Source organism: Methylocystis parvus, assembly GCF_049675845.1.
GTDB classification, from domain to species: Bacteria; Pseudomonadota; Alphaproteobacteria; order Rhizobiales; family Beijerinckiaceae; genus Methylocystis; species Methylocystis parvus_A.
This window is the reverse complement of the sequence record NZ_CP187161.1, coordinates 432,626-456,815: the sequence shown is the minus strand read 5'-3', so window position 1 is coordinate 456,815 and position 24,190 is coordinate 432,626. Positions and strand designations below refer to the sequence as shown.

Here is a 24,190-nt window from a genome sequence, read left to right as displayed (position 1 = left end):
TCGCCGCAAACGCCGCGCCCTATTGCGAGCGCGACTCCTTCGTCGCGCCCGAGGACGCGAGAACCTTTTCCAGATAGGGAGCGATTTTGTTCGCGATCTTCCACACGCCCGCGGCGTTGGGATGCACGCCGTCACCGATCAGGAGTTTGGGGTCGCCCCAGACGCCTTCCATGAAGAATGGAACCATCGTCACTCCATATCTGGTGGCGAGGTCGGGATAGATCGAATCGAATTCCTCGCGATAAGCTTGCCCCCAATTGTTGCTGGAGGCCATGGCCGCGAGGACGACTTTCACGCCTTTCGACTGGAAAGTTTCGATCATTTTGGCGAGATTGGCCCGGGCGTCCTTCGGGGACATCCCGTTGAGCATGTCGTTCGCGCCGAGCTCCAGAATCGCCACGTCGATCGGCCCGTCCGAAAGCGCGTAATCGAGCCGGTCCGCCCCCATGGCGGTCGTGTCGCCGGAGACGCCGGCGTTGATCACCTCTACGTCGTGCCCCTGCGCTTTCAACAGCTTCTGGAGCTGGACCGGCAAAGTGTCCTCGGCCGGGAGGCCCGGCCCGGCCGTCAGGCTGTCGCCGAAGGCGAGAACGCGCTTTTGCGCCGCCTCGGCGCCGCCGGAAAAGAGAGCCATGGAAACCGCCAGGATTTGAAGCCCGCGCCCGAACAGGCGATATAACGGCGAAGTCACAAGCGTCTGACAAGGCGCGTCGTTCAAGGAAAGTTTCTCCGTGCAACCGGTCATCGAACTCGCGGACGTCGATCTCACATTGGGCGAAGGCGCTGCGCGGGTCCATGTCCTGAAGGGCGTGAGCCTCAGTATCGCCGCTGGCGAGACGGTCAGTCTGCTGGGTCCGTCCGGCTCTGGCAAATCCACCTTGCTCATGACCCTCGCCGGACTGGAGCGGCCCGATTCCGGCGCCGTCAAAATCGACGGTCGCGACCTCGGCGCGCTTTCGGAAGACGCGCTGGCGCGGTTCCGTGGAGAAAAAATAGGCGTTGTCTTCCAGTCTTTCCAGCTGATTCCAACCATGACGGCGCTCGAAAACGTCGCCGTTCCGCTGGAACTTGCCGGAAAATCAGATGCTTTCGACATTGCGGCGTCAGAGCTCGAGGCCGTGGGCCTCGGCGCCCGCCTCTCCCACTACCCCGCGCAGCTCTCGGGCGGCGAGCAGCAGCGCGTGGCGCTGGCCCGCGCCCTCGCCCCCGATCCGCTGATCCTCGCTGCGGACGAGCCGACCGGCAATCTCGACTCCGAGACGGGCGCCTCGGTCATCGACCTCATCTTCGCCCAGCAGCAGCGCCGGGGCGCGACTTTGGTGCTCGTCACCCATGATCCTGGCCTAGCCGCGAAATGCGGGCGCCGGGTGCGGCTGCGGTCCGGGCGGATCGAGGCGGACGAAAGCTGATGGAGGCCGCCCGTTTCAAGCGCCTGCCCTTCGGCCTGCGTTTCGCGCTGCGCGATCTCTTGGGCGATCCGCGCGGCTTCGGCATCTTCATGGCCTGCATCGTCATCGGCGTCGCGGCGATCTCCGGCGTCTCGGGCCTCTCGCGCTCGCTTGCCGAGGGCCTCGCCCGCGAGGGGCGCACCATCCTCGGCGGCGACGCCTCCTTCAGTCTCGTGGCGCGGGAGTTTTCGCCCGAGCAGCGCGCCTTCTTCGAAACGCGCGGGCGCCTGTCCGAAATCTCGCTGATGCGCGCCATGGCCCGGCGCGACGATGGCGAAGCGGCGATGGTGGAGATCAAGGCCGTCGACCTAGCGACCTACCCCGCTTTCGGCGCCGTGACGCTCGACCCCGCCTTTTCCCTCGCCGACGACGCCCTTGCGGAGAAGGACGGCGTGGCGGGAATCGCCGTCGATCCCATCCTGCTTTTGCGGCTCGACGTTAAACTCGGCGACACGCTGCTTATCGGCAATTCGCGCGTGCAATTGCGCGCGAAGCTCATCAGCGAGCCGGACAAACTCGCCGGCGGCGTCAATTTCGGCCCGCGCGTGATGATGACCCGCGCGACCTTGCAGGCCGCCGGGCTCGTGACGCCCGGCGCCGTCGTGCGCAACGCCGTTCGGATCACGCTCAATGCGAATGGCACCGACGAGGAGGTCAAAGCGTTTGTGAAGGCGGCCAACGACGCCTTCCCTCAAGCGGGCTGGGAGGCGCGCACGCGCGACGCCGTCTCACCGCAGTTCTCGCGCAATCTCGACCGCTTTGCGCAATTGCTCACCCTCGTCGCGCTCACCGCGCTGGTCGCGGGCGGGGCCGGCGTCGCCAACGCCGTGCAGGGCTTCGTGGAGCGCAAGCGCACGCAGTTCGCGGTGTTGAAGGCGCTGGGCGCCACGGGCTCACGGGTCTTCGCCATTGCGCTCGCGCAGGTCATGGCGGCGGCGTTTGTCGCCATTCTCCTCGGCCTCGCCGTCGGCGCTCTCATCCCCTGGGCGGCGGCGGGCATTTTGCGCGAGGTCGCCGAACTCCCCGTCTCCGCCGCGCTCGACGCGCGCGGCGCTTTCTTCGGCGCGCTTTACGGCCTGCTGGTCACGCTCATCTTCGCGCTCGTCCCGCTCGGACGCGCGCATGAGGTTCCGGTTGCGGCGCTGCTGCGCGATGATCCGCGCAGCGTCAAACTCACCCGCTATCGGGCCGCCGCCTGGACCGCGGGGCTCGCCCTCGCGGCGCTTGTGATGCTCTCATCCTCCGATCTGAAACTCGGCGCGGCCTATGTGGGCGCGGCGGTCGTCGCCTTCGGCGCGCTGCGCGGCGCGGCCTGGCTGACCATGCGCGTCGCGCGCGCTTTGCCGCGACCGCGCGACGCGCGTTTGCGGCTCGCGCTCGCCAATATCTGGCGGCCCAAGAGCCTCACGCCCGCGCTTGTCGTTTCCATCGGACTGACGCAGACCTTGCTCATCGCCCTCGCGCTCGTCGAAGGCGCGATCCACAACGAGCTTGCGCGCGCGGACGCCGGCGAAATCCCGAATTTCTTTTTCGTCGACACGCCGAAATCACAGACGCAGGCTTTCAGCGCCTTCCTCGCCGAGCAGGCGCCCGCCGCGAAGATCGAACATGTGCCGATGATGCGCGGGCGCATGATCGAGGTGAAAGGCGTTCCGGTCGGCAAGGTCTCTGTCGCCGACGACCAGAAATGGGCCTTCGAGGGCGATCGCGGCATTACCTTCTCGGCGACGCTCCCCGCCAATTCGCAGCTTGCGGAAGGCGAATGGTGGCCTGCCAATTATGACGGCCCCCCGCTCGTCTCGCTGGAGCAGAAGGTCGCGGAAGGCATCGGCGTTACGGTGGGGGACGAGATCAAGGTCAATGTGCTGGGCCGTGAAACGACGGCGAAGGTCGCCAATCTGCGCAAGGTGAACTGGCGCAGCTATGCGATCAACTTCATCATGGTCTTCTCGCCCAACACCTTCCGAGGCGCGCCCTATACGGAGCTTTTCACGGTCGCTTATGGGGCGCCGACCGTCGAAGCGCGCGACGCCATGGACGCCCGTCTGTCGCGCGAGACGGCCAAACGATTCCCGATGATCGTGTCGGTGCGGGTGAAGGAGGCGCTTGCGGCGGTCGACAAGATCGCCGGTCAACTCGCCCTCGCCGCCCGCGCGGCGTCTGGGCTCGCTATCGTCACCGCCATCCTTGCGCTCGCAAGCGCCGTGGCGAGCGGTCAGCGCGCCCGGCTCCACGACGCCGTGGTGCTCAAGACGCTCGGCGCGACGCGCGGCTGGCTCGCGACGGCCTATGGCCTGGAATTCGGCCTCGTCGGTCTCGTCGCGTCCCTGATCGCCCTCGCCGCCGGCGCCGGGGCGGCCTATGCGATGGTCGCCTTGGTCATGAAGATAGACTTCGCCTTCCCCGTCGACGTCGTGGCGGCGACGACGCTGGCGACGCTCGCCATCACGATCGGCCTCGGCCTCGGGGGCACATGGCGCGTGCTGTCCCGCCGGCCGGGGCCCGAATTGCGGGAGCTGTGAGCTTCAGGCTTCTCAGCTCCCGGCGCTCTTCGACTCGAGCGCATTCGCTGTCTGGTCGCCGACCGCCTCGGATTTCACTTCGAAGTCGACCTTCCCCTCGACAATATCTCCGTCCGCCGACAGGATCCGATAGCAAATGCGATAGGCTCCCGGCTGCAACTCGGGCGCGGGCATCGCCATCTCGCGGGAAGCCGTCTCCTGCGTCTTCTCAGCCACCACGGCGCCCGTCGCATCGACAAGCCTCACGGTGGAGAAGAGCGCGTCGGCCTTGCCGGAGAAGGTGAGCTTGATCCGCGCCAGCGGATGCATGACCTCCTGCTTCTTGGCGGGAACGGAATCGACGAGATAAGTGTGCGCTTGCGCCGGGACCTGAGTCGCGGTCAGGGCAAGCGCGGCAAGGGCGCATGTCGTAACCCGTTTCATGGCGTTTCTCCTGCATGGCCGACGCTCGGAGCGCCGGCGCTTCGGGAGTCCAAACGCATGGTGAACGGCGTCCGTTCGCGGCGAGATTTGAATATTTCTAAAGGCCCGCAGAGCGCCCCGCCCTTGCCCTTTGACCTGCGGCGGACTAAAAGCCCCGTGCGCTGCCGGCCGAGAGGTCGTTTCGGCGCTTTTTGGCTTGACCGCGCCTCTTTGTGGGCGAGCCGCCAACCCGACCGGAAACGACCGTGCCAGACAAAAGCGTCTTCTCGCCGCAAAATATCGGCGTTTCGATCCTCGGCGGCTTTGCCGCCGCGGCGATCGCGGCCGTCGTGGCGCGCGGCGGCCTTGGCGGGCTGCTCTTTGCGCATCTGGCTCCGCTGCCGCTCGCGATCGTCGCGCTCGGCTTCGGCGTCGTTCATGGCGCGACCGCGGCGATCGTCGCCACGCTGCTGCTGTCGGTTCTGTCCCATCCGGTCGTGGGCATGGGTTACGCCCTCCTCGTCGGCATCCCGGCCTGGCTGGCCGCCTACGCCGCTTCCGGCGCCCCACGCGACCGCCGCGACCTCATCAAGGCGAATGTCTCGAGCTGGGCCTGCCTCGCCGCCGGCGCCGCGCTGGCGACCGCCGTCATTCTCTGGCTCCTCGTCGCCACCTTCAGTTACGGCTCGCTGGACGAGGTCCTGAACCCTATTCGCGCCCGCGCCTTCCTGATCCTCGACTCGATGCACAGGAACAAGGAGCTGCCCGAGGCGATGAACCCGACGGAATTGTCGGGCCAGGTCGCGCGGGCCGTTCCCGCCTTCCTCGCGGGCTACGCGCTCATCATCCACATCGCCAATCTTTGGATGGGCGCCTTCATCGCCCGCGCCTCGGGGCTGCTTTCGCGCCCTTGGCCTGATATCGCGATGGATTACCGCCTGCCGCGCGCCGTAGCCGGCGTTTTCGGCTCCGGCCTCGCGCTCAGCTTTTTCAGCGGCCCCGCCGGCGCGGTGGGCTTCGTGCTCGCTTCGACGCTTGGAGCCCTGCTGATGCTGCAAGGCCTCGCCGTCGTGCACGTCTTCGTCCGGGGCTCCAAATCGAGCGCGGTCGTGCTGTCGATCCTCTATTTCATGCTCGGCTTCCTTGGGTGGCCGATCGTGCCTCTCACCGTGCTCGGCGTAGCCGACACCGTCTTCAACTATCGCGACCGCAAGGCCGCGGCGCCTCCCCAGCCGCAAAAATCGGGGGAATAGGCAAAAACCCGCGGAGGGATTGACTTCCGCGCGATTTTCCTGACAAAGGCGCCAACTCTCGGAGAAGAAGAAAAATGGAAGTCATTCTGCTCGAACGCGTGGCCAAGCTCGGCCAGATGGGCGAAACGGTCAAGGTTCGCGACGGCTACGCCCGTAATTTCCTCCTCGCCCGCGGCAAGGCTCTGCGCGCGACTGAAGGCAACAAGAAGCATTTCGAGACCCAGCGCGCCCAGATCGAGGCCCGCAATCTCGAGGCCAAGAAGGAAGCCGAAGCCGTCGCCGAGAAGCTCGACGGCCAGACCTTCGTGCTCATCCGCCAGGCGGGCGAGAGCGGCCATCTCTATGGCTCGGTGGCGGCGCGCGACATCTCCGAGGCGGCGACGGCCGGCGGCTTCTCGCTGAACCGCAACCAGGTCGTGCTGACGCATCCGATCAAGGCGCTGGGCCTGCACACGGTTCCGGTGCATCTGCACCCCGAGGTCGACGTCAAGATCACCGTCAACGTCGCCCGCTCGGATGAAGAAGCCGAGCGCCAGGCGCGCGGCGAGTCGACCATTGCGTCGCGCGAGGAAACCTCGATGGACGACCTCGGCCTCGAGGTCGGCGCCGCGCTGGCCGAGGCTGGCGACGTCGAGCTCTAAGAGCGCCGACGTCTTTTGGATTTTTGGCCCGGCGGTCGCAAGATCGCCGGGTTTTTGCGTTTTTATCTCCTGGAGCGTCGAAAGAGGCGTGCGATTCGGCAACAGGCAAGCGCCGGGGCGCAGGCGCCATGTCGCACTGTGAATAAGACTCGCAACCTGGCGCCAGAAACCTCTCTTTAAGAGTCAAGTCTGGCGCCCCGCCCGCCTTCATGCGAATGTCGCCACATATCCGGACGGCTTCCGCGTCGCGTGTTTGAAAGCCCCGGCGTTTCATTCGCAATAACGAGACCCGATGCCTCCAATCGAACAATTGGCGGGCCGGCGCTCCTTTCAGGTCGCGCAGCCCGAGACGCCCGCATACCGCACGCCCCCGCACAACATCGAAGCCGAACAGGCGCTGCTGGGCGCCATTCTCGTCAACAACGACGCCTTCGACCGCGTATCCGACTTCCTCAAGCCCGAGCATTTTTCGGAAGATCTGCATCGCCGCATCTTCGAGACGACGGCGCAGCTCATCCGCGCGGGAAAACTCGCGACCGTCGTCACGCTCAAGACCTTCCTCGCCGACATCGAGCTGCCGGCGGGCGTGACGATTCAGGCCTATCTCGCGCGTCTCGCCGCCGAGGCGACGACGATCATCAACGCTGAAGATTATGGCCGCATCATCCACGATCTCGCCGTACGGCGCGATCTCATCAACATCGGCGAAGGCATCGTCAATACGGCCTTCGACTCCCCCGTCGACGCCAGCCCGCGCGCGCAGATCGAGGAGGCTGAGCGCAAGCTCTACTCGATCGCGGAAACCGGCCGTTATGAAGGCGGCTTTCAGAAATTTTCGGACGCGCTCACCATCGCGATCGACATGGCGTCGAGCGCCTATATGCGCGACGGCCATCTCTCGGGCATTTCGACCGGCCTTCTCGATCTCGACGAGAAGATGGGCGGTCTGCAGAAGTCCGACCTTATCATCCTCGCGGGCCGTCCCGGCATGGGCAAGACGGCGCTCGCGACCAACATCGCCTTCAACGTCGCGAAAGCCTATCAATATGAGGTCGAGCCCGACGGCTCCCACAAGACGATCAATGGCGGCATCGTCGGCTTCTTCTCGCTCGAAATGTCTGCCGAACAATTGGCGACCCGCGTCATCGCCGAACAATCCGGCGTGGCGAGCTACAAGATTCGCCGCGGCGATCTGAGCCAGGACGATTTCGAGCGCATCGTGCAGGCGTCGCGCGAGATGCAGAGCATTCCCTTCTACATCGACCAGAGCGGCGGCATCTCAATCGCGCAGCTCACCGCGCGCGCGAGGCGCCTCAAGCGCCAGCGCGGCCTCGATCTGCTCGTCGTCGACTATTTGCAGCTTCTCGCGGGCTCGAAGTCGCGCGGCGACAATCGCGTGCAGGAACTCACCGAGATCACCACCGGCCTCAAGGCGCTGGCCAAGGAGCTCAATGTGCCGATCGTCGCGCTCTCGCAGCTCTCGCGTCAGGTCGAGCGCGCGACGACAAGCGCCCGCAGCTCTCGGACCTGCGCGAATCCGGCTCGATCGAGCAGGACGCCGACGTCGTGCTCTTCGTCTATCGCGAGGAATATTACCTGAAGAACAAGGAGCCGCGCGAAGGCACCGAGGAGCACATCAACTGGCAGGCCGAGATGGAGCGCGCGCATGGCCGCGCCGAGGCCATCATCGGCAAGCAGCGTCACGGTCCGACCGGCACCGTCGCCCTCGCCTTCGAGGCGGAAGTGACGCGCTTCTCTAATCTTGCTGACGAAGACAAACTTCCAGCTCGGATGTAGCTGAACGGCCAAGTCCAAGTAATCAGGCCAAAAATCCCCGTGAATATAGGCCGCGCTCTATTGCAGAGGCCCAATCGACCTGATTAGCTCGGCGTCGGGCGCCGACACGCGCTTAATTTTGTCGAAATTGAGGACGCACAATGAAACTATTGGGAATTTTGATCGCCGCTTCGACAGCCCTTTGCGGCGCCGCCCAGGCGCAAGTGGTCGCGTCTGTCGGCGGCACGGTGAACGTCACCATCTCGGGCAACTTCAAGACGCCGGTGACACAGACCGGCAAGGTTTTCTGCAAGGCGACCACTTTCCTCGTCCCCAACAGCGCTCAAGCCGCCACACCCGGTTCGCTGAGCCTCGGCGCGCTCGCCGCCGCCTTCGGCGCGGAAACGGCCATCACCGAAGCGAACATCGCCAATGGCGGCATTACCAACGGCAACAAGGATTGGAGTTGCACGGTGACGCTGCCCTATCGCTGGACCAATGTCGATCCGACGACGACGTCCATGGCCGTCTTTTACATGGTCAACGGAACCAATATGAATTCGTTCGACCCGGTTTGCATGGGCAACAACCCGCCGAATATCTTGTCCTGCTTCGTCCCCGGCACTTACCCGGCCAAGAAGCAGGCTCTGACCGGCGTCTATCCGATTCCGCCGGCCGCCACGACCTGGGCCGTCACCGCCCCCAACAACAAGCTCTGAAGCTGGCCTTATCTCCAAAGCGAAGCCTCGCCGCGCCATGCGGCGAGGCTTCTTGATTTCTGGAAGGCTCAGTCGCGGGACGCCACGGTCCACGCCTGTTTCGAACGGTCGAAGCGGAATCCCGGCGCCGTGCGGAGCTGGTCCTTGTTGGCGTTCATCGTCAGCCACCACTTGTTCTCGCGCTGCGTCGGCTGCACCGCGTCGAAGGCGACGGCCACGTCCTTCTCGCCCATGCCAAGGAAGCCGCCGACGGACACGATGACCGCTTGCACCTTGCCCTGCTGGTCGAGCAGCATGTCCTTGATCTCGCCGATCTTGTTGTCCTGCTGGTCATAGACGTTCTGGTCGTACCAATTGGAGACGGCCGTCGTGTGCTGCGGCAGCGTCGTCATCATCTGCGCCATGGAGCCGGTCTTGCCCGTGGTGCGGTCCATGGTGGTCCCGCGCTCCATGGTGGTTCCGCGCTCCATCGTCGTTCCGCGTTCCGAGCCCGTGCCCATGGTGGATCCGCCGGTCGCCTGCGCATAGACGACGCCCGCTCCTGCCGTGGTCAGCGCAGCGGCGAACATGATCGCTTTCAACATGTGTGTTACTCCATCGTCGCAAGCGCGCTTTCCGAGCGCGCGGGATCACGCGCCCGTTGATAAAATCGCGCTATTCGAGGCTCGTCCGTGAACCAGACCTGCTTCACGTGCCCCTACAACAGACGGCCCGGGGCGTTGTTCCTAGCTTGGCGGGCGGCGAAGGCGTCATTGCGAGGAGCTAAGCGACGACTTTGGATTGCTTCGCTTCGCTCGCAATGACGAAGGGGGACACGGGCGAAAAGAAAAAGGCGCCCGAGGGGGCGCCTTAGCTTGCCGACAAACTCCCGAGGGCGGCCTCGTCCTTCGAGACGCGAGCTTCGCTCGCTCCTCAGGATGAGGCCTACTTATTGGCGTAAACAGAAGAAGCCCCTCATGCGGAGGAGCCTGCGCAGCAGGCGTCTCGAAGCACGAGGGGCGTCATCCCGACTTTATCAGCAAGCTGAGGAGCCCGAGGGCGCCTCGATCATTTCGTCATATTTGAGCGATCGTCGCCTCAGCGCGGGAGCACCGCCCAATAATCAAGGTCGAGCAGCACGGCGGGGTCGGGCTTGCCTTCGGCCGTGTTCAGCGGGAACTCGGCGCAGGGCTTGTCCTTCGTCGCGACGAGGCGCATGCGCAGCGCGCCGATGTCGCTGCGGCCGGGGATCTCGGCCTTATCCAGCACTTCCGACCACGCGAAGATGGTGCCGCCGGAGAAAAGCGGATTGACGTGCTTGCCGCCATTCACGGCCGAGATGTGGAACACGTTCTCGAGCCCGTTGAAGGAGAGCGCGCGCGCCATCGAGATTACATGGCCGCCATAGATGATGCGTTTCCCGAAGCGGCCCTGCGCTTCGTAATACTGGTTGAAGTGCACCTTCGAATTGTTCTGGTAGAGGCGCGTGGCGAGCATGTGCTCGGCCTCCTCCACCGTCATGCCGTCGATATGGTCGATCTTCTCGCCCACCTCGTAATCGCCCCAGAAGAAGGGCGAGCCGGCGAGCGCCTTGTCATAGGCGCCGATATTGAGCTTCGGAACGGCCTTGCCGAGCTCCGACGGGGAGACGGCCTTCGGCAGGTCCGGCACGACGGCGGGGCCTACGGCCGCGTCCTTGTCGCGCTTCTTGACCATCACCCAGCGGGCGTAGGAGAGCACCGTCTCGCCGCGCTGGTTCTTGCCGGTCGTGCGAACATAGACGACGCCGGTCTCCTTGTTGGAGTTCTCCTTGAGGCCGATGACCTCCGACACCGCGTCGAGCGTGTCGCCCGGATAGACCGGCACGAGGAATTTGAAATCCGCGTAGCCGAGATTGGCGATGGCGTTCAGCGACACGTCGGGAACGGTCTTGCCGAGCACGAGATGAAACACGAGCATATCGTCGATCGGCGCTTCCTGATAGCCGATCGCCTGCGCGAAGGCCTTTGAGGACTGCACCGCGAAGCGCGGCAGATAGAGCGCGGTGTAGAGCGCAACCTCGCCGACGGTGACGGTGCGCGGCGCGGCGTGGCGCAGCACCTGGCCGATTTTGAAATCCTCGAAGAAATTGCCGACGTTGATTTTCGACTTGCTCATCTCGTCTCAACCGTTGTTTTGCGCCAGTCTGGCCAGCGCCTCGATGGTTGTCGCGGGGTCGCCCGCGACGAATAGCTTCTTCACGCGGCTCGTCTCGCCGGAGCGAATCGTCACCGCCTTTTTCGGCGCCGCCAGCGCCTTTGCGATCAGCTCGATCAGGGCGGCGTTGGCCTTGCCGTCCTCCGGCGCGGCGCGCACGCGCGCCTTCAGCACCGTCTTGCCGTCGGCCATCGTATCAACGCCGTCGATCGCATCGCGCCCGCCCTTGGGCGTCAGCCGCAGCCAGAGCGTGACGCCGTCAGCCTCGGCGGACCAGGGCGTCTCAGCCATAGACGAGAGTGCGGGCGACGATGTCGCGCAGGAACTGCAGGCCCAAGAGCAGAATCAGCGGCGAAATATCCAGGCCGCCGACGGCGGGCAGGATCGAGCGGATGGGACGCAGCAGCGGCTCCGTCAGCGCATCGACAGCGCGCCAGATCGTCTGCGCGGCCTGGGAGCGCGTGTTGAGCACGTCGAAGGCGACGAGCCATGACAGGATGACCGACACGATCACCACCCACCAGTAAAGGTCGATGACGGTGAGAAGCAGATTCGCAACCGCGTAAGACATGTTTTCATCCCGCAAATGAAGGGCTGCGGCCTCTGTAGCCTTCCCGCCCCGGCGCGGCAACCTCTCGCGAAGCCGCAGGCTTGGCGACGATTTTTTGTAAACCGGGGCAAAGGGCGATTGACAGCGAATGGCCCGACGTTTATCCACCCGCCTCGGAACGGGGCTGTAGCTCAGATGGGAGAGCGCTGCAATCGCACTGCAGAGGTCGGGGGTTCGAATCCCCCCAGCTCCACCAGGAAATTCCCTATAGGATAATCATAAAAACAACCGGCCCGAGCGCCGATTGGCTTTGGTGGCGCCGGCTCGAGGCGCGCCGTCCCCGCCCTATCCTGCTCGCGTGATATTTCCCGCCCGTGCTCGTATCGGGTGGAGAAGCGCCAGCGCCTTGGCCGCTCTGGGAGTCATGCGACTTAACGAGGGCGCTACTCCGCATGGAATTGCGAGTCACCAACGCCGCTGAAGGTAATCATTAAAATTAATCGAAAATTCACCCAGAAGTTGCATGGTCAGAACACGAGTCTACTGTCGTTCACATTTGAATGACGGTCGTGTTTCAAGACCCGTCGGTGACCCTGTTGCGCGTTCAATGGACAGGGTCACCTTCCCCTCCTATCCGCACCTCTCGCAACAGCGATCGAACAATGACGGCGGTTGAACCGTCTCGCTTCCCGGCTTGCATGTGCCGACGGACAGGATCACGGCGGAGAAGACGAAAACGCCTAAAAGAAAATAGCTTCGGTCGCTCATTTGAGCCTCTATGATTTGAGTTTTTGGGAATAGCACGCCGAATCTCGCGGCTGGGCTTTAATTCTGCGTTGCGCAAATTCGAGAATCTCGCAGGTGACGACAGCGTCGCGGCGACGGGGTGAAGCATCCGCGCTAGCGAGATCATCGAATTGTGGGGAAATTTGTTCGCAAACGAGTGAGCCGGCGTCGTGCAGATCGACGACTGCGTGATTCGTAACATTGGCGGCTATGGCATACGGGCCATGACGGCGAGCGGTACGACGAAAATATCGCCGACTCCAATCCCTCCAACGCCAACACGACAATGATGCTTACCGCCGTTACGGCCAGCAACAATTCCGACTCGGCTCGGGAACATTCACGACCGTTGCGCCGCCATAAAAGCAAAAAGGCCCTGCGTGACGAAAGTCATGCAGGGCCGTCGGCGCCATTGCGGAAAGGGCTTACTTGCCCATCATCAGCGCCATCGCGTCCTTGATGTCCTCGACAGTGACGAAACCTTTGGCGCCCTTGTCTATCTTGGCGAAATTCGCGGAGACGCGGGGCATGCCCGCCTTGGCTTCCTCGGGAGTGAGCTTTCCGTCCCCATCCTTGTCGGCGGCGGCGAATTTCGCTTCCATCGCGGCGATCTGCGCCGCCGACTGAGCCTGCGCGGCCGTGACGGCGAGCGTCGCGGCGGCGACCATGGCGGCCCCGATCAATCGTTTCATCATCGCTTGTCCCCTTGAGGCGCGGCGCGACGTCAAGGCTATCGCGCTCTTTGCTTTTTTGCGGGCGCAGTCTTGCCCAAACACACGCTTGCGTCAAAGGCGGCCAAAGCTCCTAATGCGGAGGATGAATCTGACGGAATTGCACTGGCCCGCCCGGGCCGATCTGAACATTCGGCTGCAGCAAGTCTCCTCGATGATCGAGGCCGCCGGCGTCATGGTCATCGTCGTCGCGGCGGTCGTCGCGACGCTCGCCTTTCTTCATGGCGGCCTGAAAACAGGCGACTGGCAGCTTGCGCTAAGGCGCTATCGCGCCAATCTCGGACGCGGGATTCTTCTCGGTCTGGAGTTGCTGGTCGCGGCCGACATCATCGGCACGGTGGCGATCACGCCCTCCCTGGAAAGCCTCTCCGTGCTCGGCCTGATCGTCGTGATTCGCACGTTTTTGAGCTTTTCTCTTGAAGTCGAGATCGAAGGCCGGTGGCCGTGGCGACGTCAGGAAGCCGAAAGCGCTGCAACGGAAAGATCCGATGCGCGGCTGTAAACAGCAAGGATTTCCTTGGCGAAATCAGCCTTTCGCCTGCGGCGCGCGGCGCGGTGAATTCCGCGCCTTGGCGGTTCGCGGCGTCTCAGAATTGCTACGATCCGACAATACTCGTATTTGGATGCAGGCCTAACACGCCTAGGCACAAGCACAACGATTTGTGGAGGAACGCATCGAATGGCGCGTGTTTTATCGACCATTGTGACGGCTCTCGTCGCAGGCGCGATCGGCTTCGGCCTTGGCGTCTATGCGGCGCCGAGCGAACGCGTCGCCTCCTTGCGGGCGGCGATCCAGAAAATGATGGAGCCCAAGCCGGAAGCGCCGGCCCCGGCTGCTGAGCCGACCCCGGCCGAGACGCCCGCCGCCGAGCCGGAAGCGCCGAAGGAGCCCGATTCCGCCGCCGCCCCGGCGCCGGCCGAATCCGCGCCTGCTGAAACGCCCGCCGCCGCTGAGACGCCTGCGGCGCCCCCGGCCGAGCCCGCTCCGGCTGCTGCGGAAGCCCCTGCTGCGCCGCCGGCCGCCGAGCCTGCGCCGCTCCCCGGCGCGCCGCCCGCCGCTGAGCCCGCCGCCGCCGCGCCGGAAGCCGCCGCGCCGGCTCCCGCCAAGCCGAAGCCCAAGCCGAAGCCGAAGCCCAAGCCGAAGCCGAAGCCCAAGGCCGCTCCGGCCGACGCCCCGGCCGAAGAGCCCGCGGCTCAGTAACGGAACAGCGAGAAAAAATTTACGGCCGGCGCACTGTGCGCCGGCCGTTTCTTTTTGTTTGAGCCCCGCTCGAGGCCTCGCCCGCGGGGCCTTTTTGGCCTCCAGCAGCGGCAGCAAATTCGACTTGAATAACAATCATTTGATCGTCATCTGTTCACGGCGTTTTCGTTGCAGTTCGTTTTCTGTTCGAAAACGCATGACTCGCAACATCTCTCCATCTTTGGAGAATTAGTTTCCGCGCCAACCGTATGGCTAAGCTTGCTTGACGCGAGGAGGAAGATAAGAACAATAAGAGAACATTTAGCCCGCTCTCGCCATGTCCGCGCCCCGCTACGCCGAGCTTGCGGCGACGACCAATTTCTCTTTCCTGCGCGGCGCGTCTCATCCCGAAGAGATGGCCGCGACGGCCGTGGCGCTCGGCCATTGCGGGATCGGGATCGCCGACCGCAATTCGCTCGCTGGCGTCGTGCGCGCCTTCTCCTATCTGCGCGCGCACAAGGAGAGCGTCGGCGACTTCCGTCTCGGCGTGGGGACGCGCCTCGTCTTCCGTGACGGGACGCCGGATATTCTCTGTTACCCGAAAGACCGCGCCGCCTATGGGCGCCTGTGCCGGCTGCTGACGCGCGGCAATATGCGAACGCAGAAAGGCGACTGCGCGCTCTTACTCGACGACCTTCTCGATTTCGCCGAGGGCCAGCGCCTCATCCTGATGGAGAACGGCGCGCCGCCCCCTGCCCTTCTCGAAGCGGCGCAAGGCTGCGTCTGGATCGCGGCGACCGCGCTATACGGCCCGCGCCCACGCGCGCGTCTTTTCGGCCGCATCGATCTCGCGCGAGAACTCGGCCTGCCGCTCATTGCGGTCAACGACGCGCATATGCACGCCGCCGAGCGCCGCCCGCTCGCCGACGCGCTGACCTGCATTCGCGAAAGGACGACGCTCGACGAAGCTGGCTTTCTCCTCGCCGCCAACGCCGAGCGTCATCTGAAAAGCGCGGAGGAAATGGCGCGGCTCTTTCGCGACGCGCCGCAAGCCGTGGAAGAAAGCGCGCGCTTCATCGAGGCTCTCGACTTCCGCCTCACCGACCTCGCTTACGAATATCCGAGCGAATTGCGCGAAGGCTTTAAGAGCGAACAGGAGGCGCTCGGCTTCTATGCGCGCGAAGGCGCGAAGACGCGCTATCCGCAAGGCGCGCCCGAGCATGTGACGGCGCTGCTCGAACGCGAATTGACGCTCGTCGCGGAGCTGAAATACGCCGCTTACTTCCTCACCGTGCACGACATCATGCGCTTCGCGCGCAGCCAGGGAATCCTCGCGCAGGGGCGCGGCTCTGCGGCGAATTCCGTCATCTGCTTTTGTCTCGGCATTACGGAAGTCGATCCGACGAAGCACGATCTTCTCTTCGAGCGTTTCGTCTCAGCCGCGCGCAACGAGCCACCCGACATCGACGTCGATTTCGAGCATGAACGGCGCGAGGAGGTGATCCAATACATCTATGAACGCTTCGGCCGCGAGCGCGCGGGGCTGGCGGCCGCCGTCACCACTTATCGCGGCAAGAGCGCCATTCGAGAAATCGGCAAGGCTTTCGGCCTCTCAAACGATCTCGTCGGCCGCCTCTCCTCCGCCGCCTTCGGACGCGGCAGTGAGCGCGGCACGCGCGCCGACGACATCGCCAAGCTCGGCCTCGACGCGAGCGAACCACGCTTCGCCAAGGCGCTCGCGCTTGCGGAAGAAATCGAAGGCTTCCCGCGCCATCTTACGCAACATTCAGGCGGCTTCGTCATCACGCGCGACCGACTCGACGAAGTGGTCCCCGTCGCGCCCGCCGCCATGGAGGGCCGCAGCACGATCGAATGGGACAAGGACGATCTCGACGCGCTGGGCCTCTTGAAGATCGACGTGCTCGCGCTCGGCATGCTCACCTGCCTGCGCAAGGGGCTCGATCTGCTGGCGCAGCATTACGGGATCAGGCATCGCCTCTCGACGATCCCCGCCGAAGACAAGCGTGTCTATGCGATGATCTCGCGCGCGGATACGGTCGGCGTCTTTCAGATCGAGAGCCGCGCGCAAATGTCCATGTTGCCGCGGTTGAAGCCCAATTGCTTCTACGACCTCGTGATCGAAGTCGCGATCGTGCGGCCGGGCCCCATTCAGGGCGACATGGTGCATCCATACTTACGCCGCCGCATGGGCAAGGAGCCCGTCTCCTACCCGTCGAAAGAGCTCGAGCAGGTTCTCGGCCGCACCTATGGCGTGCCGCTCTTTCAGGAGCAGGCCATGCGCATCGCCATCGTCGCGGCGGGCTTCACGCCATCGGAGGCGGATCAACTCCGCCGCGCCATGGCGACATTCAAGCGCGCGGGCCTCATCGGCGGCTTTCGCGACAAGATGATCCTCGGCATGACGCAAAAGGGCTATGCGCGCGACTTCGCGGAACGCTGCTTCAGTCAGATCGAGGGCTTCGGCACATACGGCTTTCCCGAAAGCCACGCGGCGTCCTTCGCTTTGCTCGTCTATGCCTCCGCCTGGCTGAAATGCCGTTACCCGGATGTCTTCGCCTGCGCACTCTTGAATGCGCAGCCCATGGGTTTCTACGCGCCGGCGCAGATCGTGCGCGACGCGAAGGAGCATGGGATCGAGGTGCGGGAGGTGGATATCAACGCCTCGGATTGGGATTGCACGCTGGAGGCAGGCGAACCCCACCCGTCGCGCTCCACGCGCCACCCTCCCCGTAAAGGGGAGGGATTGGGCTGCATCGGCGATGTGGATCGTGACACAAATTCTGGAGAGTGGGATCAGCCCGAAAGGCCGGGCGTGAGTTCATCCCTCCCCTTTACGGGGAGGGTGGCCCCGCGAAGCGGGGTCGGGTGGGGTTCGAGTCCCGCATTGCACCCCCGCCACGCCGATATGGCCGCCGATATTCTCGCAAACAACGCCATCCGACTCGGCTTCCGCCAGATCAAGGGCGTTTCGGAGGAAGACATGCGCCGGCTCGTCGCGCGGCGGGGCAAGGGCTATGATTCTGTGCGCGACGTCTGGCTGCGCGCGGAGCTCTCCCCCGCGACGCTCACGCGCCTTGCGGAGGCCGACGCCTTCGCCTCGCTCGGGCTCTCCCGCCGCGACGCGCTGTGGGCGGCGGCGGGGCTCAATCGCGCGGGCGACAAGGATGATTTGCCTCTGCTGCGCGACCTCTCCTTCTCGCCGCTGGAGCCCGACGCGAATCTGCCGCCCATGCCGCCGGGCGAAGAAGTCGTCGAAGACTATCGCTTCCTCTCCCTCTCGCTCAAAGGCCACCCCGTCGCTTTCCTGCGCCACAGGCTGGAGGCGCGGCGCGCCCTCCCCTGCGAAGCGCTGTCGCGTTTCCCCGACGGCGTCGGCCGGCGCGTGACGGTCGGCGGCATCGTGCTGCTGCGCCAGCGGCCCGGCACCGCCAAGGGCGTCGTCTTCATGACGATCGAGGACGAGACCGGCCAGGCCAACATCATCGTCTGGCCGAAACTCCTGGAGCGCCAGCGCGCGGAAATCATCGGCGCGCGATATGTCGCAGTCACGGGCCGCCTGCAAAAGGAGGCCGGCGTCATCCACGTCGTCGCCGAGCGCGTCGATGATTTATCCAGCGATTTGCGCCTCTTGGAAACGATGCGGGCCAAGGGCGAGGCTATGCCGAAGGCGCGCAACTTCCATTAAGCATGCCTCATGCGAGCTGGAACCAATCAGCTACGCAAACCGTTATCAAACGGCGACTTAGCCAAAGCCTAGAAGAAATTTCCAAGGGAGCTTCGAATGAAATCTGCCTTCCTCCGCCTCGCCGCCTGCGCGGCTGCGTTCACCGCGACAGCCGCCCTCGCGGCGCCGGTGACCAGCCCCGCGACGGTGCGCTCCGGCCCCACCAAGAAGTGGCCGGTGATCGCCACCCTTCCCGCGGGAACGGATGTGACGGTCGTCGATTGCGGCGGCGGCTGGAAACGCGACTGGTGTCACATCAGGGCCGGCGCTATCGACGGCTACGTGGCTGCCGGTGTGCTCGCAGGGGACGGGAACAATGTCGAAGTCGCCCCGGTCGTGACCAATAACGACGTCAACATGTACAAAGGCCCGGGACCGAGCTATCGCGTGGTGGGCACGATCCCCGAAAACACGATCGTCAATCAGGGCGCCTGCATCTATGGCTGGGGCGAAACCCGCTGGTGCAAGGTCAACCACGCCGGAAAGATCGGCTATGTGCTGGAATCGCAGTTGAGCCGCCAGAACGCGCTCTTCCCGATGTAAGCTACGCTCGAAAACGGCGGATGAGGGCGAGGAGCATCGCCCCATCCGCCACGAGATATGCGCCGAGCAAAACCCACATCTCATTTCCCAGCCGAGGCTCGGGCGCCAGATTGGCCGCCAGCACCCTGCCGATCACGAGCGCGAAAAGCGTCACCGTCAGGACGACGAACCAGCGGATCCAGTCGCGAAGATAGGCCTTCGCCGCTTTTTCCTGAGCCGCATCGAGCTCCCGGCGGCCGCCCGGCAGGTTGATCATGCGCATGGGGACATGATCCAGAAGCCCCGCGCCTAGAAAGATCGCCGCGAAAATCGCTGTCAGCAACGCGATGTCCTGCGAAAGAACGCTCGGGCTCGCCCAACCATTCGGCGCGCCGGATGCGTCGAAATGCGTCGCGATCCGAGCCGGGAGGCGCGGCAGGTAGAAAGCCGCCTCCGCAGCCAGGACAGCGGCGAGAGCGAGAAAAGCGACCATCGGCGCGAGACGCGAAGGCATGGAAGTCTCCTCGCTCCAATCTACCCTTTCGACTCGCGCTTTGAAACGCACGGCCGAAACGCCTATTTTCGGCGAGTCGCGGAGGAGCAGCATGGACGCGCAAAGCGAGCGGATTGTCGAACGCGTCTCGCCGCGTGTGCGGCGCGTCATCGCGCCCAATCCCGGCCCGTTCACCCATACGGGAACCTGCACCTATGTCCTCGGCGCCGGCGACGTCGCAATCGTCGATCCAGGTCCGGACAGGCCCGCACATATCGACGCGCTGCTAAAGGCGATCGACGGCGAGAAGCTCTCCTGCGTCCTCGTCACCCATACGCATCGCGATCACTCGCCCGCCGCGCGGGCGCTGAAGGAAGCGAGCGGCGCGAGGATCATGGGCTGTGCGCCCTACGCGCCGCGCGCCGATATTCGCGTCGAGGGACCGGGTCTCGACGCCGCGCATGATACGGCCCACGCGCCGGACGTCGTGATGAAAGACGGCGACCGCGTCGAACTCGGCGGCGCGACGATCGAAGCGCTGGAGACGCCGGGCCATACGCAGAACCATCTCTGCTTCTCGCTCGTCGAGGAGAAGGCGCTCTTCACTGGCGATCACATTATGGGTTGGTCCACGACGGTCGTGGCGCCGCCGGACGGCTCCATGACCGACTACATGGCGTCGATCGAGCGGCTGCGACGGCGCGACGATGAAATCTACTGGCCCGGCCATGGCGATCCGGTGCGCGATCCGGCCCGCTACCTGCGCGCCCTGGCGCATCATCGCCGCGCGCGAGAGGCGGCGATTCTCCAGCGCCTGGAGGCCGGCGACGATACGATCGCCGCCATGGTGGCGCGCATCTATGAGAGCGTCGACAAAAGGCTGCATGGCGCGGCGGCGCTGAACGTGCTCGCCCATCTCGAAGACCTCGTCGCGCGCGAGCTGGTGGCCAGCGACGGGCCGCTCAGTCTGACGGGCCGCTTTTCATTGAAGTGACTTTAGCGCCCGTCTTCCTTCTTCGGCAGAAGGATCACGACGTCGTTCTTGTGAACGCGGCCAAGGCTCTTGCGCGTCTGCTCGTCGAGAATGTCGGCGTCGACCTTCTCGCCCTTGATCAGCGCGATACGGCTTTCCCACTGCATCCGCTGGAATTTCAGCATGTCGCGCTCCAGACGGAGCTGAGCGAGCTTCTGCTCATATTCCTCGCCGGTCTTCAGGCCGCGCTGGCCGTTGACGCCGTGCCAGACGAAATAGGCGGCGACAGTCCCGGCGACGCAATAGAGCGTGACGGGGAGGATCAGCGAACGAAGGAATACGCCGAGTCTGTGCATGCCCGGACGATAGCGCCGACTTCTATAGGTAGCGTTAACGAGCCGTCAAAGCTCCCTGCATATGACGCAAAAAAGCGCCGGACACAGCCGGCGCTCTCAAACGACGCTTCTGGCGAAATGCACTCAGCGACGCCCGCCGCGCGCCACCCGCTCGATCTCCGCGCGCACGAGGCGCTCCACGATCACCGGGAGATTGTCGTCGAGCCACTGCTTGAGCATCGGCCGCAGCATCTCCTGCGCATATTTCTGCAGAAGGCCGCTGTCATTGATGAACATGCTCGTCGCAAGGGCCTCGAAATGCGAGGCGACGGACGAAGCCGCTTCGGCTGAAACCAGCGGCGCGCTCTCGAACGAATCGTAGGCGTCGAGCGGCTCTTTCGCCGTCGCGACGAGCGCCTCGGAAAGCTCCGGTTCGTCGTCATACTCGTCTTCTTCGACCGCCTCCGGCTCTTCGATGACGGGCTCGGGCGCCGCGCGACTCAAGCGAAGCTGGCGGATGTCGGCGACGGGCGCGGGTTGCGGGCGCTCTTCCGCGACCGGTCCGGGCTGCGGCGCGGGAGCGGGCTCGAGGACCGGCGCAGGATAAGCGTTCTGAACGACAGGCGCGGGCTCGGGAGCGGCCGCCTCTTCCTCGCGCCGGCGGCGCGCGCCCGGCAGCGAATCGTCGTCCGCGATGATGCGTCGGATCGAGGCGAGAATTTCCTCCATAGAGGGCTCGTGCGCGCGCATCTCATCCTGGATGGAAGGCGACGGGGCGGACGCGTTGGCTGCGCTCATGGAGTGCTTTCTTCAAATGGTTAGCGACGTATTGCAGTGCGTTTGGTCAAGTATCTGTGACGGCCCCGCGCACGCGAATCAACACGACGTACCTTGAATTCCACACCTTTCCGAGCCCGCTGTCACCCGCTCCTTGCAGTTCATCTACCGTCGGGCGTCTCCGTCCCGAACCATTTCAGCTTCACCTGCTCATAGTGAATCGACGGGTCGTAGAGGGCGACGTTGAGGTCCAACTCCTCGGCCGACAGGCGGCCAACCGCGCCGAGCGCCGCGTAGGAGGCCACCACGCGATCGCGCTGGGAAACCACCAGATTTACGCGCGCATTGAGCAATGCCTGCTGCGCGTTGAGAACGTCGAGCGTCGTTCGCTGACCGACCTTGGCTTCCTCCCGCACGCCGGCGAGAGCCGTCTCCGCGGCTTTCACGGCCGCCTGGCCCGAAATGATCGACGCCTTCGCGGTCTCCAGCAGGCCGTAACTCGACACGACGCTGGCGCGCACGCTGTCGCGCTGCAGATCGGCGTTGAGGCGCGCCTGCGCCAACTGCTCCTTCGCCTGCCGGATCGAGGCGTATTCCGCGCCGCCCTGATAGAGCGGCACGTTGAGCTGCCCGCTCGCGGCGGCGGAGAACTGGCGCGTGCCCGGAATGCCGAGGAAGGAGTCGTATTGGTTCGACACCTGCGCATTGACGGAGAGCGTCGGCGACAGCGCGCTTTCCGCGACTTTCACGGCCATCTCGGCCGCGTCCACCTGATGCAGCGCCGTCACGACGCCGGGGTGCTCGGCGATTGCGGTCGAAATGGCGTCGTTCAGGGATTTGGGCAAATGCGTTTCGAGCGAGCGCCCGGGCTCCAGATGGCCCGGATCAACCCCGATGATCTGCCGGTAGCTGGCGACGCTGTTCTTGAGGATCGCCTGCGCGGCGTAAAGATCGGACTTGGCCTGAGCGAGCGACGCCTCGGCCTGCGCGACGTCGGTGCGCGTCACCTCGCCGACCTGAAAGCGGTCGCGCGTCTGCTTGAGCTGCTGCTCGAGCACGGAGATGTTGTTCTTGCGCAGATTCATCACCGCCGTGTCGCGCAACACGTTCATGTAGGCGGTGGCGCCGTTCTGCAGAATCGCCTGCTCGGTCAGGCGCATGTTCGCGCGAGCGGCGAACACGTTCGACTCGGCCTGCTTGACCGAATTCTCGGTGCGGCCGCCGTCGAAGATGCTTTGCGACATGTTGAGGGTCGCGCCTCTCGGGTAGCCTGTATATTCTTCCAGCGAATAGTTGCGCTTGCCTGTCACCGGGTCGCGACCGGCCGGAAAGCGCAGATTGGCGTATTGGGGCCCGGCCGACGCCTGAATGTTTGCCTTCGGCCGCATGCCGGCGAGCGCCTTCGGCGTCTCCTCGTCCCGAACGCGCACCGCGGCGCGGCTTTGATTGAGATCCGGGTTGCCCGCATAGGCCCGCGCCAGCGCGGTCATCAGCGATTCGGCCCGCGCCTCTCCGCCCAAAGCGGATAGCAGGCCCGCCGCGGCGATAAAGCTCCGCGCAAAGGTCGACAGACCAGCCGCCGCATGCGGCCGCTCAGACGCCGCCCAATCCATCCACACGATCCTCTCACCGACCGGCCGAGCCGGAAGCACAACATTGAGAGCCACGCCATTCGACGCGCGACTCTCCACGATAAGCTGCACAGGAACGCTAGGAACGCGAATGGGGCGAAACAGAGGCGTCAGAACGTAAACGCCGGCGCCTTCGCAAACCCTTCGAGAACCGGCGCATTGGCGCTGAGAAGCGAGATGCGTCCCGCCGGCTGGCCGCCCTGGCGTTCGTATCGCACGACATGCTGGCCCGCGCCTTGCTCCGGCGTGACGATCGCAAGGAGACGACCATTCGGCGTCAGCTGCGCGAAAAGGTCGTCGAGCCCGGCTTCCACCGCGCCGTGGACATAGATGACGTCGAAAGGCCCAGCGGCGGGACAGCCCTTCTCCATCGGGCCGACTTCGACGCGCACATTGCCGGCGCCGATCGCAGAGAGACCTTCCCTGGCGCGGGCCGCGAGCTCCGGATCGCTATCAAGCGCCACGACTTCGCCGACGAGGCCGGCGAGAACGGCCGCCGAGTAGCCGGCGCCGCCAATATCCAGCGCCCTCTCGCCCGGGCGCGGGGAGCCGCCCTGCAGCAGGCGGGCGAGCACGAGCGGCGGCAGCAGCGTGCGCTTGCCGGCGCCCTTTACGGTCACAGCGAGATCGGAATAGGCGAGCGCCTCCTGACTGGAGGGCAGGAACAATTCGCGCGGCACTTCCAGGAAGCGTTCGAGCAACGGAACGTCCGTCACGTCGAAGGGACGCAGCTGGCGGTCGACCATGGTGCGCCGCAACTCGGCCACCGCCTGCCCCTGCTCCGAATCCCGACGAACCGTCGCCACCGCTGCTTCCGACATTCGTTTCCCGGCGTCTCGCCGCCCTCTATCTCGTAGTCTTGTCCGACCTCGGGTCGGCGGCGCTTTTATAGGTTCCGGCTCACGCCATGTCCATGGCGGCGGAGCCTTTCGACTTGGACTTCACGGCCGCGCCCTCGACCAGCGCCATTCCCGTCTCGCCGAGGGCGCGCATCTGATCGAGCATCGTGTTGTCCAGCACGCGGGCGATCGCGTCGCGCGCCTCCATCATCACCAGACGGACCGCGCAATGCGACTCGTCCACGCAGTCTTCGCATCTGCGATAAAGCCTGCGGCTCGCGCATTGAATCGGGGCGAGCGGGCCATCGAGCGTGCGCACCAGATTGCCCACGCTGATCTCGTTGGGGAGGCGCGCGAGCATGTAGCCGCCACCCTTCCCTTTCTTCGAATGCACATACCCCGCGTTGCGCAATTCGCTGAGAATGGCGTCGAGAAATTTCTTGGGGATTTGATTTGCCGCGGCGATGTCGGCGACCAGGGCGGTCTGCCCCGGTTCGACTCCGGCGAGATGAACCATCGCCTTCAGGCCGTATTTGGCTTTTTTGGTGAGCATTTGAAAATTTTACCACAGGTCCTGCGCGGGCGACGCCGTTCGTCCAACTTATTTCGGCGCAGCGGGCTGATCCCGTGACTAAATCACATATTTGAAAATTTTCATATGACCCATCTCCCCTTGACCTATTCCGTTTATT

The 24,190-nt window shown here is 64.6% G+C and carries 23 protein-coding genes, 1 tRNA gene and 1 pseudogene; 12 read left to right on the top strand and 13 right to left on the bottom strand.

The features are described from left to right. Positions 1-19: 19 nt before the first annotated feature. The gene (locus ACPFMJ_RS02495) at positions 20-634 is read right to left on the bottom strand and encodes an arylesterase (protein ID WP_424362299.1); all 615 of its coding nucleotides are present in this window, start codon (positions 632-634) and stop codon (positions 20-22) included. A 97-nt stretch (positions 635-731) separates the two neighbouring features. Between ACPFMJ_RS02495 and ACPFMJ_RS02490 the strand changes: the two genes are divergently transcribed. Both ACPFMJ_RS02490 and ACPFMJ_RS02485 read left to right on the top strand, forming a co-directional pair. Beyond that, entirely contained in the window at positions 732-1,409 is a 678-nt protein-coding gene (locus ACPFMJ_RS02490) for an ABC transporter ATP-binding protein (protein ID WP_424362298.1), read from the top strand. Further along, positions 1,409-3,970, top strand: a complete 2,562-nt coding sequence (locus ACPFMJ_RS02485) for an ABC transporter permease (protein ID WP_424362297.1) — start codon at positions 1,409-1,411, stop codon at positions 3,968-3,970. The genes ACPFMJ_RS02490 and ACPFMJ_RS02485 overlap by 1 nt, the downstream gene beginning before the upstream one ends. A gap of 12 nt (positions 3,971-3,982) precedes the next feature. Here the strand turns inward: ACPFMJ_RS02485 and ACPFMJ_RS02480 are convergent, their stop codons facing one another. Next, positions 3,983-4,393 carry a copper resistance CopC family protein gene (locus ACPFMJ_RS02480; RefSeq protein ID WP_424362296.1) on the bottom strand — a complete coding sequence of 137 codons (411 nt, stop codon included), beginning with the start codon at positions 4,391-4,393 and terminating at the stop codon, positions 3,983-3,985. A 245-nt stretch (positions 4,394-4,638) separates the two neighbouring features. Here ACPFMJ_RS02480 and ACPFMJ_RS02475 point away from each other — a divergent pair, with 245 nt between their 5' ends. The 4 genes and pseudogenes from ACPFMJ_RS02475 (at position 4,639) to ACPFMJ_RS02460 (ending at position 8,761) form a co-directional block, all read left to right on the top strand. Continuing rightward, positions 4,639-5,625, top strand: a complete 987-nt coding sequence (locus tag ACPFMJ_RS02475) for a DUF2232 domain-containing protein (protein WP_424362295.1) — start codon at positions 4,639-4,641, stop codon at positions 5,623-5,625. Between the two features lie 74 nt (positions 5,626-5,699). Continuing rightward, a complete protein-coding gene (gene rplI, locus ACPFMJ_RS02470) occupies positions 5,700-6,266 on the top strand; it encodes a 50S ribosomal protein L9 (protein WP_424362294.1) in 567 nt (188 codons plus the stop codon). A gap of 292 nt (positions 6,267-6,558) precedes the next feature. Beyond that, a pseudogene (locus ACPFMJ_RS02465) lies at positions 6,559-8,063 on the top strand (replicative DNA helicase). Positions 8,064-8,203: 140 nt separating this feature from the next. After that, entirely contained in the window at positions 8,204-8,761 is a 558-nt protein-coding gene (locus ACPFMJ_RS02460; protein ID WP_424362293.1) for a hypothetical protein, read from the top strand. A gap of 68 nt (positions 8,762-8,829) precedes the next feature. Here the strand turns inward: ACPFMJ_RS02460 and ACPFMJ_RS02455 are convergent, their stop codons facing one another. From ACPFMJ_RS02455 to ACPFMJ_RS02440, 4 genes are all read right to left on the bottom strand, one after another. Beyond that, complete coding sequence (locus tag ACPFMJ_RS02455; protein ID WP_424362292.1) at positions 8,830-9,345, bottom strand: PRC-barrel domain-containing protein; 516 nt, start codon at positions 9,343-9,345, stop codon at positions 8,830-8,832. A 493-nt stretch (positions 9,346-9,838) separates the two neighbouring features. After that, positions 9,839-10,897 (bottom strand): MaoC family dehydratase, encoded by a 1,059-nt coding sequence (locus ACPFMJ_RS02450; protein WP_424362291.1) that lies wholly within the window; start codon positions 10,895-10,897, stop codon positions 9,839-9,841. Between the two features lie 6 nt (positions 10,898-10,903). Next, a complete protein-coding gene (locus ACPFMJ_RS02445; protein WP_424362290.1) occupies positions 10,904-11,227 on the bottom strand; it encodes a DUF167 family protein in 324 nt (107 codons plus the stop codon). Continuing rightward, positions 11,220-11,507: a YggT family protein gene (locus tag ACPFMJ_RS02440; protein ID WP_424362289.1), complete on the bottom strand. Its 288-nt coding sequence runs from the start codon at positions 11,505-11,507 to the stop codon at positions 11,220-11,222. The genes ACPFMJ_RS02445 and ACPFMJ_RS02440 overlap by 8 nt, the downstream gene beginning before the upstream one ends. A 159-nt stretch (positions 11,508-11,666) precedes the next feature. Between ACPFMJ_RS02440 and ACPFMJ_RS02435 the strand changes: the two genes are divergently transcribed. Next, a tRNA-Ala gene (locus ACPFMJ_RS02435) sits at positions 11,667-11,742 on the top strand. A gap of 955 nt (positions 11,743-12,697) precedes the next feature. Here ACPFMJ_RS02435 and ACPFMJ_RS02430 read toward each other — a convergent pair. After that, complete coding sequence (locus ACPFMJ_RS02430) at positions 12,698-12,967, bottom strand: EF-hand domain-containing protein (protein ID WP_424362288.1); 270 nt, start codon at positions 12,965-12,967, stop codon at positions 12,698-12,700. A gap of 112 nt (positions 12,968-13,079) precedes the next feature. Here ACPFMJ_RS02430 and ACPFMJ_RS02425 point away from each other — a divergent pair, with 112 nt between their 5' ends. From ACPFMJ_RS02425 to ACPFMJ_RS02410, 4 genes are all read left to right on the top strand, one after another. Further along, a complete protein-coding gene (locus tag ACPFMJ_RS02425; RefSeq protein ID WP_424362287.1) occupies positions 13,080-13,505 on the top strand; it encodes a DUF1622 domain-containing protein in 426 nt (141 codons plus the stop codon). Positions 13,506-13,682: 177 nt separating this feature from the next. Next, the gene (locus tag ACPFMJ_RS02420; RefSeq protein ID WP_424362286.1) at positions 13,683-14,204 is read left to right on the top strand and encodes a hypothetical protein; all 522 of its coding nucleotides are present in this window, start codon (positions 13,683-13,685) and stop codon (positions 14,202-14,204) included. A 316-nt stretch (positions 14,205-14,520) separates the two neighbouring features. Next, positions 14,521-17,889, top strand: coding sequence for an error-prone DNA polymerase (locus ACPFMJ_RS02415; RefSeq protein WP_424362285.1), 3,369 nt, complete (start codon positions 14,521-14,523; stop codon positions 17,887-17,889). Between the two features lie 96 nt (positions 17,890-17,985). Further along, positions 17,986-18,471, top strand: coding sequence for an SH3 domain-containing protein (locus tag ACPFMJ_RS02410; RefSeq protein ID WP_424362284.1), 486 nt, complete (start codon positions 17,986-17,988; stop codon positions 18,469-18,471). 1 nt (position 18,472) lies between these two features. On the opposite strand, the gene ACPFMJ_RS02405 is transcribed toward ACPFMJ_RS02410, so the two are convergent. Then, positions 18,473-18,964, bottom strand: coding sequence for a DUF1648 domain-containing protein (locus ACPFMJ_RS02405; RefSeq protein WP_424362283.1), 492 nt, complete (start codon positions 18,962-18,964; stop codon positions 18,473-18,475). A gap of 91 nt (positions 18,965-19,055) precedes the next feature. On the opposite strand from ACPFMJ_RS02405, the gene ACPFMJ_RS02400 reads away from it, so the two are divergent. After that, positions 19,056-19,937, top strand: coding sequence for an MBL fold metallo-hydrolase (locus tag ACPFMJ_RS02400; protein WP_424362282.1), 882 nt, complete (start codon positions 19,056-19,058; stop codon positions 19,935-19,937). Between the two features lie 2 nt (positions 19,938-19,939). Here the strand turns inward: ACPFMJ_RS02400 and ACPFMJ_RS02395 are convergent, their stop codons facing one another. From ACPFMJ_RS02395 to ACPFMJ_RS02375, 5 genes are all read right to left on the bottom strand, one after another. After that, positions 19,940-20,272: an FtsB family cell division protein gene (locus ACPFMJ_RS02395; RefSeq protein ID WP_424362281.1), complete on the bottom strand. Its 333-nt coding sequence runs from the start codon at positions 20,270-20,272 to the stop codon at positions 19,940-19,942. A 123-nt stretch (positions 20,273-20,395) separates the two neighbouring features. Beyond that, on the bottom strand, positions 20,396-21,049 hold the full coding sequence (locus tag ACPFMJ_RS02390) for a PopZ family protein (protein ID WP_424362280.1): 654 nt from the start codon (positions 21,047-21,049) through the stop codon (positions 20,396-20,398). Positions 21,050-21,189: 140 nt separating this feature from the next. Beyond that, positions 21,190-22,641, bottom strand: a complete 1,452-nt coding sequence (locus tag ACPFMJ_RS02385) for a TolC family outer membrane protein (protein ID WP_424362279.1) — start codon at positions 22,639-22,641, stop codon at positions 21,190-21,192. 128 nt (positions 22,642-22,769) lie between these two features. Continuing rightward, the gene (locus tag ACPFMJ_RS02380) at positions 22,770-23,480 is read right to left on the bottom strand and encodes a protein-L-isoaspartate O-methyltransferase family protein (RefSeq protein WP_424362278.1); all 711 of its coding nucleotides are present in this window, start codon (positions 23,478-23,480) and stop codon (positions 22,770-22,772) included. 79 nt (positions 23,481-23,559) lie between these two features. Then, the gene (locus ACPFMJ_RS02375; RefSeq protein WP_424362277.1) at positions 23,560-24,051 is read right to left on the bottom strand and encodes an RrF2 family transcriptional regulator; all 492 of its coding nucleotides are present in this window, start codon (positions 24,049-24,051) and stop codon (positions 23,560-23,562) included. Positions 24,052-24,190 lie beyond the last annotated feature (139 nt).

What these genes read in the sequence shown, in the direction of transcription:
- ACPFMJ_RS02495 (WP_424362299.1), bottom strand. Translation starts at nt 634, where the DNA reads ATGGCTCTCTTTTCCGGCGGCGCCGAGGCGGCGCAAAAGCGCGTTCTC.
- ACPFMJ_RS02485 (WP_424362297.1), top strand. Translation starts at nt 1,409, where the DNA reads ATGGAGGCCGCCCGTTTCAAGCGCCTGCCCTTCGGCCTGCGTTTCGCG.
- ACPFMJ_RS02480 (WP_424362296.1), bottom strand. Translation starts at nt 4,393, where the DNA reads ATGAAACGGGTTACGACATGCGCCCTTGCCGCGCTTGCCCTGACCGCG.
- rplI (WP_424362294.1), top strand. Translation starts at nt 5,700, where the DNA reads ATGGAAGTCATTCTGCTCGAACGCGTGGCCAAGCTCGGCCAGATGGGC.
- ACPFMJ_RS02460 (WP_424362293.1), top strand. Translation starts at nt 8,204, where the DNA reads ATGAAACTATTGGGAATTTTGATCGCCGCTTCGACAGCCCTTTGCGGC.
- ACPFMJ_RS02455 (WP_424362292.1), bottom strand. Translation starts at nt 9,345, where the DNA reads ATGTTGAAAGCGATCATGTTCGCCGCTGCGCTGACCACGGCAGGAGCG.
- ACPFMJ_RS02450 (WP_424362291.1), bottom strand. Translation starts at nt 10,897, where the DNA reads ATGAGCAAGTCGAAAATCAACGTCGGCAATTTCTTCGAGGATTTCAAA.
- ACPFMJ_RS02445 (WP_424362290.1), bottom strand. Translation starts at nt 11,227, where the DNA reads ATGGCTGAGACGCCCTGGTCCGCCGAGGCTGACGGCGTCACGCTCTGG.
- ACPFMJ_RS02440 (WP_424362289.1), bottom strand. Translation starts at nt 11,507, where the DNA reads ATGTCTTACGCGGTTGCGAATCTGCTTCTCACCGTCATCGACCTTTAC.
- ACPFMJ_RS02430 (WP_424362288.1), bottom strand. Translation starts at nt 12,967, where the DNA reads ATGATGAAACGATTGATCGGGGCCGCCATGGTCGCCGCCGCGACGCTC.
- ACPFMJ_RS02425 (WP_424362287.1), top strand. Translation starts at nt 13,080, where the DNA reads ATGCGGAGGATGAATCTGACGGAATTGCACTGGCCCGCCCGGGCCGAT.
- ACPFMJ_RS02420 (WP_424362286.1), top strand. Translation starts at nt 13,683, where the DNA reads ATGGCGCGTGTTTTATCGACCATTGTGACGGCTCTCGTCGCAGGCGCG.
- ACPFMJ_RS02415 (WP_424362285.1), top strand. Translation starts at nt 14,521, where the DNA reads ATGTCCGCGCCCCGCTACGCCGAGCTTGCGGCGACGACCAATTTCTCT.
- ACPFMJ_RS02410 (WP_424362284.1), top strand. Translation starts at nt 17,986, where the DNA reads ATGAAATCTGCCTTCCTCCGCCTCGCCGCCTGCGCGGCTGCGTTCACC.
- ACPFMJ_RS02405 (WP_424362283.1), bottom strand. Translation starts at nt 18,964, where the DNA reads ATGCCTTCGCGTCTCGCGCCGATGGTCGCTTTTCTCGCTCTCGCCGCT.
- ACPFMJ_RS02400 (WP_424362282.1), top strand. Translation starts at nt 19,056, where the DNA reads ATGGACGCGCAAAGCGAGCGGATTGTCGAACGCGTCTCGCCGCGTGTG.
- ACPFMJ_RS02395 (WP_424362281.1), bottom strand. Translation starts at nt 20,272, where the DNA reads ATGCACAGACTCGGCGTATTCCTTCGTTCGCTGATCCTCCCCGTCACG.
- ACPFMJ_RS02390 (WP_424362280.1), bottom strand. Translation starts at nt 21,049, where the DNA reads ATGAGCGCAGCCAACGCGTCCGCCCCGTCGCCTTCCATCCAGGATGAG.
- ACPFMJ_RS02385 (WP_424362279.1), bottom strand. Translation starts at nt 22,641, where the DNA reads ATGGATTGGGCGGCGTCTGAGCGGCCGCATGCGGCGGCTGGTCTGTCG.
- ACPFMJ_RS02380 (WP_424362278.1), bottom strand. Translation starts at nt 23,480, where the DNA reads ATGTCGGAAGCAGCGGTGGCGACGGTTCGTCGGGATTCGGAGCAGGGG.
- ACPFMJ_RS02375 (WP_424362277.1), bottom strand. Translation starts at nt 24,051, where the DNA reads ATGCTCACCAAAAAAGCCAAATACGGCCTGAAGGCGATGGTTCATCTC.